This window comes from Allochromatium humboldtianum (assembly GCF_013385175.1).
GTDB classification, from domain to species: domain Bacteria; phylum Pseudomonadota; class Gammaproteobacteria; order Chromatiales; family Chromatiaceae; genus Thermochromatium; species Thermochromatium humboldtianum.
This window is the reverse complement of the sequence record NZ_JABZEO010000005.1, coordinates 231,291-244,845: the sequence shown is the minus strand read 5'-3', so window position 1 is coordinate 244,845 and position 13,555 is coordinate 231,291. Positions and strand designations below refer to the sequence as shown.

Sequence of the window (13,555 nt, the reverse complement as noted above, 5' to 3'; positions counted from 1 at the left end):
ATGGACAAGCTCGAAATACTCTGGCTGTCCATGGGGATCGCCAATCTGGATTGGACGCAGGCGCTGATGATGGGCGTCGGCTGTCTGCTCATCTATCTGGCGATCGCCAAGAAGTTCGAACCCCTGCTGCTGCTGCCGATCGGCTTCGGCGCCATCCTGAGCAACATCCCGATCGCCGGCATCGGTGGGCCGGACGGGCTGCTCGGAATGGTCTATGCAGCCGGCATCGAGACCGGGATCTTTCCGCTGCTGATCTTCATGGGCGTCGGGGCGCTGACCGACTTCAGCGCCCTGATCGCGCGGCCCTCGACCCTGCTGCTGGGGGCGGCGGCGCAGTTCGGCATCTTCGCTACCCTGATCGGGGCGATTGCGCTCAATCTGCTGCCGGGGTTCGATTTCACGCTGGCCGACGCCTCGGCGATCGCCATCATCGGCGGCGCCGACGGTCCCACGGCCATCTTCCTGGCCTCCAAGCTCGCGCCCGAGTTGCTCGGGGCGATTGCGGTCGCGGCCTATTCCTACATGGCGCTGGTGCCGATCATCCAGCCGCCGATCATGCGCGCTCTGACCACCAAGGCCGAGCGTGCCGTGGTCATGCAGCAGATGCGTCCGGTCTCGCGCCTGGAGCGGATCATCTTCCCCTTCGTGGTGCTGATCCTCTGTGCCTTGCTGCTGCCCTCGGCCGCGCCCCTGATCGGGATGCTGACCTTCGGTAATCTGCTGCGCGAGGCCGGTGTGGTCGAGCGTCTGAGCCGTGCGGCGCAGAACGAGATCATCAACATCGTCACCATCCTGCTGGGTCTGGCGGTCGGCTCCAAGCTCTCGGCCGACAAGTTCCTGACCATGGAGACGCTGGGCATCCTGCTGCTCGGGGCGCTCGCCTTCTGCATCGGCACGGCCGCCGGGGTGATCATGGGCAAGATCATGTGCCGGGTCACGGGCGGCAAGGTCAATCCGCTGATCGGGGCGGCCGGCGTCTCGGCCGTGCCCATGGCGGCGCGCGTGGTCAACAAGGTCGGGCTGGAGGAGAACCACCACAACTTCCTGATCATGCACGCCATGGGGCCGAACGTAGCCGGCGTCATCGGCTCGGCGGTCGCCGCCGGTGTGTTGCTGGCGCTGGTGGGCGGTTAGCCGCCACAGCCTTGAGGAACCTCTGGGTCCGACTGCAACGGTCGACCCAATCCATCGACGAAACGCTGGGTGCTGTAGTCGGCGCAGGGAAGCGCCCGAACCTCGGGCGGCGTGGCGAGGATCGGATCACCGGGCGCCGCGCCTCCCAGATCCTGCTGCAAATGGTCGATGAAGCCCTGCGCGTAATCGATGAAGGTGTCGGTGGCTCGTCCCTCCCCACTCGCACGCTTGAAGATTGCATAGCCATCGCCGCCACCGGCCAGGAAGCTGTTGGTAACAACGATAACGTCCTCCGCATCCTCCAGTAGCCGCCAGTCAGGCGCACCGCGCCGCCGGATCTCGACGCGGCTGAAGCGTTGTCCGCGCGGCCGGCTCAAATCCAGCTCCCAGCGCAGATTGGCCGCCACCGGATAGGCGCCGCCCGATCCGTCCGCATGATCCATGAAGCCGGCGACGGCCTCCTCCAATGCGTTCTTGATCTCGGCGCCGGTCAAACGCAGCTCGACCAGGGTATTGGCGAAAGGCAGCAGGCTGTAGACATCACTGACGCTGATTGGCCCGGCCGGGATGTCGATGCGCGCCCCGCCCGCGTTCTGGATCGCCACGTCCGCCTCCGGAACACGCGCCAGATAGGCCGCCGTCACCAGTTGCTGGATGTCCCCGCCATGCGCCTGAGTCGCGCGCACGTCACAGATGGCACTCAAACCCTGTCCCGGCACCCGTTCCAGACAGAGATCCTGAACCGCCACCCCGACGATGGTCTGTTTGAGCCGCTCGACCTGCTCGGAGTAGCGCGCGATCAGCGCCTGAGTGGCTGGATCGGGCGTAACGATGCCAAGTTCAGGCGCCGCCGCGATGACATCGAGCACCGCCTGACGCGCCTCCCCTTCCAGTAACCGGCCATCGCGCGCGAATCGCTCGCCGTGCAACAGATGCGGCGTCCCTTCACAGCGCGTCACATGCCCGTCGGCGTCGAAGCTCAGATGCAGCTCGCCGACGACACTCGCATACTGCCAGGCCTGCACGACGCAGACGCGGTTGCCGTCCAGATCGCGCGTCTCGGTCGGATAGGGACCGCTCGGATTCAGCCCCCAGCCCGCGAATGCCTCGCCGAGCAGACTGTGCGAATCACCGCCGATGATGGCATCGACCCCGCGCAGACGCAGCGCCATGTCGAGATCATTGAGATACTGCCGATGGGTCAGCAATAGGATCTTGTCGACACCCTGAGCCGTGAGTGCATCGATCCGCTGCTGCGCGGTCGTGAGTTCGTCGAGGAAGACCGTCGAGTCGAGCGGACGCGACGAGCGTCGGGTCTTGCCCGAGATGTCGAGTCCGATGATCCCGATCCGCTGCCCATCGACCGTCAGTACCGCCTCCGACCGGATCAGGCGTTCACCCGCGCGGGGATAGAGCGGCGTGCCCAGTTCCGGGACGACATTGGCCGCCAGCACCGGAGTCCGACAGCCGGCCGGATCGCCCGCGAGCATTCGGAGAAAGCCCGCCAGTCCCGCGTCGCCGTCGTCGAACTCGTGATTGCCGAGCGCATAGGCATCGAAACAGACCCGGTTCATCGCCGCCGCGTCGGCCTGACCCTTGAACAGGGTGTAGTAGAGGGTGCCGGTGACGGCATCGCCCGCATGCAGGGCCAGGCTGTTCGGGTAACGCGATCGCAGTTCCCGGATCTTGGCCGTCACACGCGCAAAACCGCCCAGTTCGACCTCGATGGAGCCAACCGGCTCAGCGAACTCCAGCCGTGCATCCAGAGTGGGTTCGAGGTGCGAATGGTGATCGTTGATGTGCAGGATGGTCAGCCTGAAGGCATCCGTGCCGGCCTCGGCAGCGACAGCGCTCGCGCCCAAGACGATGCACGCCAGCCCGACGAGTATCGCAACCGCCGGCCTGGGACTGAAAGCGAAACGAACCATACGGGCCGCCTTGGTGGATTCCGAGTCACGAGTAGAGCCGGCGAGTATATATCGATCCAACATTCGCCGAGCTTGACTCGATCGGCAAGACACTCAATGCTTGATCGATTTTGCAAAAGCGCGCCCAAGCCGTAACGACATGAGGGGACACGACCAACCATGCGCATGAATCTGCCCGTCACCGCCACCGAGCATGTGATGCGTGACGACCAACTGATCGTCTCCAAAACCGATCTCAAGGGACGAATCACCGACTTCAACCGGGATTTCGTCGACATCAGCGGCTTCACCGAACAGGAGCTGATGGGCGCCCCGCAGAATATCATCCGTCACCCCGACATGCCGCCGGCGGCCTTCAAGGACATGTGGCAGACCATCCAGTCCGGCCGTCCCTGGACCGGGCTGGTCAAGAACCGCTGCAAGAACGGCGACTTCTACTGGGTCGAGGCCAATGTCTCGCCGCTACGCGAGAATGGCAAAGTCACCGGCTATATCTCGGTGCGCCGCAAGCCCACGCGCGAGCAGATCGCCGAAGCCGAGGCGATCTATGCACGGCTGCGCGCGGGCAAACCGGCCCAAAGACCGCTACGCCGGATCATCGCCAAAATCAACGACACGTCGATCGGCTGGGCCTTACCGGGCGGTCTCTTCCTCATCTCCGCGCTCTTCGTGCTGGCGCTGGCGCTCTCGCTCATGAGCCTGGATCGTGCCGCCGCGCAATTGCAGCACATCAACGATGAAACCCAGCTCCTGGAACAGGCCTACGACGGCATGCTCGGCGAGGGTCTGCAGATGGCCGCCGCCATGCGCTATCTGCTGCTCGAACCCAGCGACAAGCAGGCGCGCAACAATGTCGAAAAAGGCAGCCGGCAATTCGCTCAGCATCTGGAAACGGCGCGCCGGCTCTCGGCCGATGACCGCGAGGCGCTCCAGGTACTCGAACGCATCGAGCAGGAACGCGAGCGCCACAGCGGCATCCAGGGTCAGGTGTTGATCCGGATCAGCACCGGCGACCTGATCGGCGCCAAGGAGATCTATGACACCCAGGACAATGTCGTCTGGCGTTCCTACAAGGATCTGATCATGGACGCCGCCGGCAAGGTCAGCCGTGCCGCGCAAGCCGAGCGCGACGCCGCCATTGCGTCCGCGAAGCTGGCCGAACGCCAGGCCATCGCCTTCTCACTGTTGGCGCTGGTGACGGCCATCCTGCTCGGCGTCTGGCTGGTGCGTAAGATCACCCGTCCGCTACGCAAGACGCTCGGCTATCTGGAAGCCCTCGCCAACGGCGACTACAGCAGCCGCATCCAGGCCGAGAACAAGGACGAACTCGGCGAGATGATGCTGGCGGTCAAGTCGGTCCAGGCACGGCTGGACTTCGACATCCAGGACGCGCGACGAATCGCCAACGAGAATCTGCGCATCCGGACCGGACTCGACAATGTCACCCTGCCTGTGACCATCTCCGACGACCGCGGCCAACTGGTCTACCTCAACGCCGCCGCGCAGCACGTCTGGCAGAAGATGGAGGCGGATGTTCGCCTGCGCCATCCCGGATTCACGGTCGCCGGCATGATCGGCACCAGCCTCGCGACCTATTTCGAGGATCAGACGGTCGCCGAGGTCTATCGCGGCCAGTTGGACCGGACCCGGCATTTCGACATGATCCAATCGCGGCGCAATCTGCGCATGACCGCCACCCCGATCAAGGGCGAGGATGGCGTCTATCGCGGACGTGTGACCCAGTGGCAGGATCGCACCGCCGAGGTCACGGCCGAACATGAGATCGCCGAGCTGGTCCAGGCGGCGGCCAACGGCGACTTCACGCGCCGCATCGAGCTCCAGGGCAAGGACGGCTTTTTCTTACAGTTGGGCGAGGGACTCAACCGCCTGATCGAGATCATGGCCCGGGGGCTGGCCGATGTCGCCGCCGTGCTCAATGCCATGGCTTCGGGCGATCTCAACCGCACCATCGAGGCCGATTACAGCGGCACCTTCGGTCAGGTCAAGGAGGACACCAACACCACGGTCGCGCGTCTGCGCGAGGTGGTCGGGCGCATCCTGGAAGTCTCGGAGGCCATCAGCACCGCTGCGGGCGAGATCGCCTCGGGCAACCAGGATCTCAGTCAACGCACCGAGGAACAGGCCGCAAGCCTGGAAGAAACGGCCAGTTCCATGGAGGAACTCAACGCCACGGTCAAGCAGAACGCCCAGAACGCCGAACAGGCCAACTCACTGGCCCAGCACGCCAACTCGATCGCGGCGCGCGGCGGCGACATGGTTCAGCGTGTCGTCGGCACCATGAGTTCGATCCAGGAATCGAGCCGGCGCATCGCCGACATCATCAGCGTCATCGACGGCATCGCCTTCCAGACCAACATTCTGGCGCTCAACGCGGCCGTGGAGGCGGCGCGTGCCGGCGAGCAGGGGCGCGGCTTCGCGGTGGTCGCCGCCGAGGTGCGTAATCTGGCCCAGCGCAGCGCCCAGGCGGCCAAGGAGATCAAGGAGCTCATCACCGACTCGGTGGGCAAGGTCGAGGGCGGCGCCGAGCTGGCCGCGCAGGCCGGCTCGACCATGTCCGAGATCCTCGACAGCTTCCGCCAGGTCACGACGCTGGTCGATGAGATCAGCGGTGCTTCGCGTGAGCAGAGCTCGGGAATCGAGCAAGTGACCAAGGCCGTCGCCCAGATGGACGAAGTCACCCAGCAGAATGCCGCTCTGGTCGAACAGGCGGCTGCGGCCGCCGAGAGTCTGGAGGATCAGACGCGGGTGCTGGCGCAGGCCGTTTCCATCTTCAAGCTCTCTGGAGCCGGCTCCACGGGTGCGCGCCCGCCGGCCAGGAGTCAGGCTCAGCCGCGTTCCGGCATGACCGCATCGGCCGCACCCAAGACGATGGGCGCCCAATCCAAGTCTCCCGCCAAAGCGAGCCAATCCTCCTCGCTCAGCAAACGGCCCAAGTCGATGCCGGCCACGGACGATGGCGAACACTGGGAAGAGTTCTGAACGAATCGATTCCCGCAAAAACAGCGGGGCAGCAGGATGCGCTGCTCCGCTGGAGGGATCTTTTTTTCTTGACCGGCTCAAGGTTGACGGACGAGTTGTACGTAAGACGATCTTTTTACGACTATTCCTTGTGGTCTAGGTGCTTCATATGAAAATAGCGGATTTTGAGCCGTCATGCCGCCCATTTCAAATGGTTGATCGCCAAATCCAGAGTCAGCTCGAAAACAGTGTCCCTTTTCTGGAGAAATAGGTCTTTGTCGTAGCTTTCCACTGGAAGGTATTTGTCCAACACGGCCTCGACTTCGTTTCGAACGGTGAGGCGTGTCTGGCTATCCTTGAACCAGTCCTGGACGAGAATCTTGGGTGAGGTTTCGGTCAACCGTTTAAGCAGGGCCTTGGCCGCCAGACGGACCTTCTGTTCTTCGGCCTGGGTCATCCGGTCTTTGCGAAGGAGGTCGTAGAGTTCCAGTTCGTCTTCGTTCAGTCCCAGTTGGACGTGGCGTTGCTCTTCTTCGCCAAGCTGTTGGGCGAATTGCAGGAGATCGGCAAAGTCGGCGTCTACGGAGCTACTGCCGGAGTTGTAGCGGTCGATGATTGCCTGCAGGCGTTCGGCGAAGCCGCGTCGGGTGTTGTTCTGGCGCAGCATGTCGGCCAGTTTCTTGTCGAGAACGGCGCGCAGATCCGTGATGGCGATGTGCTTGTACGGTGTTTGGCGGAAATCTTCATTGAGCTGGTCGAAATCGATTCGGCTGAGATCCCAAGTCTGTCCGGTGTGCGAGATCCGGTAGCGACTCCCCTCCTCCTTGGCCTGCTTGAAGGCGTCATCGTCGACCACGACGCTTTCGTCGAGCAGCGCGCTGATCTGTCGAACGGCTGAGTCGACATCCTGCCGTTCGATCAGGCTGTCGATCACACCACGCAGATATTGAAACACGGACACCGTTTGCACGACGGGTTGTCCGAGGATCTCCGGCTTGCTCGCCTCATAAAGCGTGTTGATGGTGTTGGCGTAGACTGTGAAGCTCTTGCGCCGGTCGTCGCGGGCGAGCAGCCTGTCGGCCCAGTCCTTGAACTGCGCGATGTGCTTGAAGGCGTCACCGCCGCCTTTGACCTGGTCGATGTCGATGTCATGCTCGGCGCAGAAGGCGCGGCCTTGTTCAATAGCCTCGTCGAGCTGCTTGAAGAGTTCTTCTTTATCCCGGACCGGTGGATCGTCCATGCCCTCGCCGCCCTGGCCGTACTCCTTGATCGCTTTCTTCAGCCGTTTGAAGACGCCGTAGTAATCGACGATTTCGCCGTTGGTCTTCTCGACCCCGTTGATTCGGTGCGCGCAGACGCGGTTGGCGCGCGCGATGGTTTGCATCAGGGTGTGATCTTTCAGCGGCTTGTCGAGATAGAGGGTGGAAACCGATGGCGCGTCGAAGCCGGTCAGCCACATGGCACAGACGAAGACCAGTTGCAGCGGGTGCTCGGGATCTTTGAAGTTGTATTCGATGTCGTGTCCGTTGGCGTCGACCTGCTCCATGCGCTTACGGTGCGGGCGGATATCCAGACCCTGTTGGTCGAATTTCTCCTCCTCGCCGTTCTCGGCACTGACGACGACCGCCATCTCCACCCCGCGCATGTAGGTGAGGCGGCGTTTCAGGCGCTGGCGTTCCAGCTCGTCGGTCGATGCTTTGATGGTTCCATGCAGGTTTTTGATCTCCTCCTTCCAGAGCCGTTGCACCTGGTCGTACATCCTGACCGCTGTGAATTTATCGACGGCGACGAAGAGGCCCTTACCGAGATAGCCGCGACGTGGGAAATGGTGCACCACATCCTGCGCGATGGTCTCCAGTCTGTCGGGCCGTTTGATCACCTCCAGTTCGGTGGCAAAGCGCTTCTCCAGCTTGGCCTGCTGGGCCTCATCGAGGTTCTCGTCTTCGAGGATCTCGTAGAACTCCTCGCTCAGTTCTTCGTTCTGGTTGAGCACCGTCGGCACACGCTTTCGGTAGAAGAGCGGCACGGTCGCGCCGTCGTCCATCGACTGGCTGAAGTTGTACTCCGAGACGTAATCGCCGAACCAGGCGTTGGTCTTGCGCTCGCGTCCGAGCAGCGGTGTGCCGGTGAAGGCGAGGTAATGCGCGTTGGGTAGACCGGCGCGCATGTTCTCCGCCAGTGTTTCGTACTGGGTTCGATGGGCCTCGTCGACGATGACGATGATGTCATCGCGCTCGGAGAGTCGGGGGTAGGCTTTACCCTTGGGCCAGCGGAATTTCTGAATCAGGGTGAAGACGAGGCGTTTGTTCTGCCCGAGAAACTGGCGTAGTTGTTCGCTGTTCTTGGGCTGGGCGGCATCGGCTTTGCTGACGGTGCCGGTGTCGAGGAAGTTGCGGTAGATCTGTCCGTCGAGGTCGTCGCGGTCGGTGACGACCAGAAAGCTGTAGTTTCCCGCGCATTGGCGCAGGATCTTGCGGACGTAGAAGATCATCGAGAAGCTCTTGCCCGAGCCTTGGGTGTGCCAGAAAACGCCGAGCCGCCCACCACATTCGCTACGCCGGAGAAATTGCTCGAAGCCTTTGTTCACGCCGATGAACTGGTGGTTCTGGGCGATGATCTTCTGGGTTTCGCGGTGGTAGAGGATGAAGTTCTCGATGTAGTCGAGTAAGCGGTCCTTGGGGCCGAGTCCCCGGAGAAAGCGTTCGAGGCTGGTGCCGTCCTGGGTGATCTGCTCGCGCTTGATCTTTTCCTGTTCGTCGTCCGGACGTAGCCAGTGGAAGAAGTGTTCCCAATGTGCAGTCAGGCTGCCGAGGCGGGTTTCGAGGCCGTTGGAGAGAACGCACAGGGCATTGGTGAGGAAGAGTTGCGGGATGTCGGCCTTGTAGTTGGTGAGATTGTCGTCGTAGGCCGTGCGCAGTTTGACGTTGGCGTTCTTCAGTTCGGCGAAGACCAGCGGCAGACCGTTGACGTAGAGCAGGACGTCGGGGCGGCGGTAGGCGGCCTTGGCGGCGGTGCCGGTGCTCTGGATCCAGAGTTGGGTGACGACGAGGAATTGGTTGTGCGGTGAGTGGGGGTGGTCGAAGTCGATGACGCGGACCCGTTCGGTGCGGGGGCGTCCGCGTGCGTCCTTGAAGGTGACACGGACGCCGTCGCGGATCAGGCCGTAGAGTTCGCGGTTGGCCGCAATCGGGGTCATCGTCTGCCGCCGGTCGCAGAGCCGGTTCAGGGCGTCGTCGATAGCCGATTCGGGGATCTCGGGGTTGAGGGCGACAGCGGCGGCCTTGAGGCGGTCGCGGAGGATGACGTCGCGTTTGTCGGTGCGTCCGGAGCCGTCGTTGAAGTCGGCGGGGTCGGCGGTGTAGCAGTCCTGAACGTCGTAACCGTGGAGGTGCTGCAAGTGTTGCACCATGGCCTGTTCAAGATCGTCCTCTGAAATGAAGTTTGGCATGGCGGTACCCGATCCTGTGAGGCGCTAGGACATCGCGCGGGCCTTGAGCGGGAAGCGTTCTGGATGCTCGATGATGTCCTGCGTCAGGTCGACATCCAGGTCGGGCCAGTAGAAATGTCCTGGGGACGGTTCTTCGACGTGGACGATGGCCTCGATGGTCTGTGCCTTGAACCATGGAAAGTCGTCGTAAGCCATGAACAATTCCTTTCCGTGCGCCAGCAGCCACACTCCATGGGCTGAGATATTGGTGATCTCAACGTCCGAAATGCTGTTTCCAAACGCTAACGAGTTCATCATGGTGAACCTCGATCAGTGATTCGATATTCTTCAGTTGTTTTCTTGAGTGACCGTGATTTCTGGCCAGTTCGATTTCGGGTTCGAGCCAGAATTTGGCTTCGCCTTCGCTGGACATGATGTGCACATGCATGCGCTCCTCTTCCCTTGAGAAGAAGAAAAAGCGATAACCAGACTCCTTGAAGACGGTTGGACTCATGGCGTTTTATCCAAGCGATCGTCCGCCTCGCTGTCATCGCGCATACTGAGCGGAAATTGGATGTCGAGGTCTTCGACAGAGAGCTTGCCGGAGATCAGGCGTGGGAGGAGGAGATCGCGGGTTTCAGCCAACTTTCGCTGGATGAAGTAAAAATCATGAATACTCGTGAGAATTGGAGCTACGATTTTTTCAAAATTGATCAATATTTCCTTTTGAGGCAAAAAAACCTTCATACGTTCCATTGCTTTATTCCAAACGACATAAGGACGATCTGATCCATTGCATATTAGGGTTGCATATTCGACAGATGAGTCCTGAAAAAGGTTCAGGTAGCAGTATGCATGGAGGTAATCTTTCTTGGGCCGAATCACGAACATCGTTGTTCTTGTTACGCCGTTGAACGGCGCAACAATTATTTTATGTTGATAGGGACGCATTGCGCCGAAAAGAATATCGCCCTTCTCAAATAGTGCCAAGCTGCTCTGGGCGGATGTATAGTCGTAGTGATCGATTGGCAGCATTTGCCTAGATGCCAATAAATCAAGGGGGAGGTAAAATCTATCAGACAAATGTTCCCCCGACTTCGTACTTTTCGATGCTTCATCGCACACTTCTCGAAGCTCAACCTCTTTCCACCCCTCTGGCACACCTTTAAAAAATTTGGTGTTTTTGTGGCCAGGAAAACGCATACGAACGAACCATTCGCGATAGATTTCCTCGGCCATCTTTTCAAGCATGGCTATTCGGCGGTTGTTGATATCGATCAGATCGTCATAAGCCGTTAGAATCGCTGCGATTTTGCGTTGGACCAAAAGATCTGGAATCTTGAGGGTGGTGTGTTTTTTAAAAGATGAATATTGAAACCGAGCCACACCTGTATGCTGAGTATGAAAAACCCCCATGTACCCTGAACGGTGCAAAGTTTGAAGAAAATAGTAAACAAATTCCGGACAGAATTTGGAGGCATCAAGACGCAAATGACGACTGAAACTAGCGCATAGTATGGGTAATGGCGCATTGCGCTCAAAGACTCCAGGTTTCAACAAAGCGCTTCTACCTGTAGATTGCGTGGATGTTCCTCCCGCCATCTCGAAAATAATGTCTCCAGGTTGAAGCCTCTTGCGTTCGACCAAATGATCTTTTATCCAGCGATGCGGCAAATTCTGACCTGGATTATTTATGCTGGAGAAGTCGGTACCGCGAACGACGACCGCTTCAGTATGACCAACTTCCGGCTGACTCAGCCCCCACTCGCCATCTCGGCTCTCGACAAGAAGTTCATCGAAAGGCACGTCTTTCCAGTTTTTCATGTACCCTCGGAAATCTTCGAGATGTTGGATTCAATCACTGAGGAAAGAATAGCTGCCTCAGAGTTCAGAGTCGCAAGCTGTTCGTTAAAATCTAGAATGGTTTGCAAAAACTCCTCCTCCGTCTTTCCGTCCTCCTCGATCACCACCCCCACATAGCGCCCCGGATTGAGCGAATAATCCTGCTCCTTGATCTCATCGAGATCCGCCAGCTTGCAAAGTCCGGTGACATCCTCGTAGCGCGCTTCGGGGAAACGCTCCTGCAACCACTGGATATGCCCAAAGAAACTCTCGGCGTTCTTCACCTCTGCATGTAAGGCTTCGAGCGCCGTCTTGAGCTGCTTGGTTGCACGATCAACCACCTGGCGCTTGCCCGCTGCCCGTGCCTGCTCCGCCAAGGCTTTCTCGTGACGACGCACTGCCTTGTCAATCTGCTTGAGGCACTCATGCAACTGAGCAAAGAACGGGGCGAAGGTCGCGCGTAGCTCGCGTTGGGCGGTGTTCCTGGCCTCGATGTCGCTCACCTCTGGAGCCTCTCCCAGAGAGACAGGCGGGTTCTGCTGCTGATAGGCGGTATAGGCCTGCTCCAGGGGGACCAGTTCGTTCCAGGCGGCTTTCAGACGGTCGATCGCCTCCGCATCGGCCTGTTCATCGAGGACTTCGAGAAGCTGCGTCGCGACCGGTTCCACCTGCGCCCGGTTCTCGACCAAACGCTCCATGCCCGAGGCGAAATAGCGATCGATCAGCGCCAAAAACGCCTCGCGCCGCCCCTTGTGCAACCGACTGATAACCGCGATGTTCTGGATCTGCTCCTCGGAGAACTCACGATGGGCGCGATCAATCGGCGTAAAGATGTTGCGGGCATCGATGAACAGTACGCGCTCATCGGTCTTACCCTTGTCGAAGAACCACAGGGTCGCTGGCAGCGTCACCGTATAAAACATATTCGACGGCAGCGTCAGCATGCCGTAGATCAAGTTTTTCTCGATCAGCGTCCGGCGAATATCGGCCTCCGTGTTGCGCGCGTCCGACGCCGAATTGGCCATCACCAGCGCCGCGCGTCCGCCGGGAGAGCTGTCGCTCGGTTCCTTGAGCGAGGTCGCGAACAGATTGATCCAGAGATAGTTCGCGTTGGGGACGGTCTCCTTGCCCTGCTCGGACTTCTTGGCCTTGGTCTTGTTGCGCGGGATGCCGTAGGTGTTGAAACGGCTGTCCTTCTCGACCGCCGAGAGCGAGACATCGTCGACGTTGAACGGCGGATTGGCGAGCACATAGTCGAAGCGACCGAGCGAACCGAAAGCGTCGCCATAATAGGTGTTGGCGGGTTCAATCTCGCCGCGCAGCCCGTTGACGGCTAGGTTCATGCGCGCCAGCTTGACCGTCTCGCCCTGCTTCTCCTGTCCGTAGACATAGACACTGGTGTCCCGTCCCTGTGATTCCAGTTCCTGACGATGACGCCGAATGAAGTCGGCAGACTGGACGAACATCCCACCCGAGCCGCAGGCCGGATCGAAGACCGTGCCCCCGTGCGGCTCAATGATCTCGACCATGAGCTGCACCACCGAGCGCGGGGTGAAGAACTCGCCTCCACCCTGCCCCTCGGCCAGCGCGAATTTGCCGAGAAAATATTCGTAGATCTGCCCAAAGATGTCGCCCGTGGCATCCTCGGGGATGTTGTCGAACTGGCGTAGCAGCGCGAACGGAAGGTGCCGGGTCTCTTCAGCACTCTGGGTGAGCCGGTGGTACTCGTGCTTCGGCAGACTGCCCGCCAGCTCAGGCTTGTACGCCTCGATAGCGTCCATCGCCTCCTCGATCGCCTTGGCGATGTTCCGGTCCTCTGGAAGGTCGAGCAGATAGCTGTAACGCGCGTGGTCGGGAAGATAGAGACCGCACTTGGCAAGCGCGATCTCGTGTAGCGGACGTTCGCGGCGCGTTCCCTTGAGCTGCTCGAACTCAGCCTGGATTGTCGCTTCGTGACGGCGGTAGTTGATATCGGCAAACTTGAGGAAGATCAGGCCAAGGACCGGCGTACTGTATTCGGACGCCTTGAGGTCGGAGTTGGCGCGGAGAGTGTCGGCAGCGGCCCAGAGATCGGCTTCCAGTCGCTTCAGTTGGTCGCGGGTCATCGCTTCGGGTTCGGTCCTGTGATCGTGGCACGCTGGCTGACGCCCGGCAGTTCAGGCAAGACGTGTGTGAACCCTAATCTTATCCGCAACTAGCTCTTCCTGGAACATGCTGTACGTGGCTGCACCCAGAATACGCCCGG

Annotated in this window: 8 protein-coding genes; 2 read left to right on the top strand and 6 right to left on the bottom strand. The window is 60.3% G+C overall.

Annotated elements, in window-relative coordinates; genetic code table 11:
• Complete coding sequence (locus HW932_RS09745; protein WP_176976296.1) at positions 1 to 1,134, top strand: sodium ion-translocating decarboxylase subunit beta; 1,134 nt, start codon at positions 1 to 3, stop codon at positions 1,132 to 1,134.
• Here HW932_RS09745 and HW932_RS09740 read toward each other — a convergent pair.
• Entirely contained in the window at positions 1,131 to 3,062 is a 1,932-nt protein-coding gene (locus tag HW932_RS09740) for a bifunctional metallophosphatase/5'-nucleotidase (protein WP_176976295.1), read from the bottom strand. The genes HW932_RS09745 and HW932_RS09740 overlap by 4 nt on opposite strands.
• A gap of 165 nt (positions 3,063 to 3,227) precedes the next feature.
• Here HW932_RS09740 and HW932_RS22010 point away from each other — a divergent pair, with 165 nt between their 5' ends.
• On the top strand, positions 3,228 to 6,062 hold the full coding sequence (locus HW932_RS22010) for a methyl-accepting chemotaxis protein (RefSeq protein WP_281358200.1): 2,835 nt from the start codon (positions 3,228 to 3,230) through the stop codon (positions 6,060 to 6,062).
• Positions 6,063 to 6,234: 172 nt separating this feature from the next.
• Here the strand turns inward: HW932_RS22010 and HW932_RS09730 are convergent, their stop codons facing one another.
• From HW932_RS09730 to HW932_RS09710, 5 genes are read right to left on the bottom strand one after another with little or no spacing between them, the layout of a single operon-like run.
• Positions 6,235 to 9,489 carry a type I restriction endonuclease subunit R gene (locus HW932_RS09730; RefSeq protein WP_176976293.1) on the bottom strand — a complete coding sequence of 1,085 codons (3,255 nt, stop codon included), beginning with the start codon at positions 9,487 to 9,489 and terminating at the stop codon, positions 6,235 to 6,237.
• Between the two features lie 24 nt (positions 9,490 to 9,513).
• A complete protein-coding gene (locus tag HW932_RS09725) occupies positions 9,514 to 9,786 on the bottom strand; it encodes a DUF2442 domain-containing protein (protein ID WP_246296753.1) in 273 nt (90 codons plus the stop codon).
• Positions 9,743 to 9,982 (bottom strand): DUF4160 domain-containing protein, encoded by a 240-nt coding sequence (locus tag HW932_RS09720; RefSeq protein WP_176976292.1) that lies wholly within the window; start codon positions 9,980 to 9,982, stop codon positions 9,743 to 9,745. Before HW932_RS09720 ends, HW932_RS09725 begins: the two co-directional genes overlap by 44 nt.
• Positions 9,979 to 11,292, bottom strand: a complete 1,314-nt coding sequence (locus tag HW932_RS09715; protein WP_176976291.1) for a restriction endonuclease subunit S — start codon at positions 11,290 to 11,292, stop codon at positions 9,979 to 9,981. Before HW932_RS09715 ends, HW932_RS09720 begins: the two co-directional genes overlap by 4 nt.
• Positions 11,289 to 13,415 carry a type I restriction-modification system subunit M gene (locus HW932_RS09710; protein WP_176976290.1) on the bottom strand — a complete coding sequence of 709 codons (2,127 nt, stop codon included), beginning with the start codon at positions 13,413 to 13,415 and terminating at the stop codon, positions 11,289 to 11,291. The genes HW932_RS09715 and HW932_RS09710 overlap by 4 nt, the downstream gene beginning before the upstream one ends.
• Positions 13,416 to 13,555 lie beyond the last annotated feature (140 nt).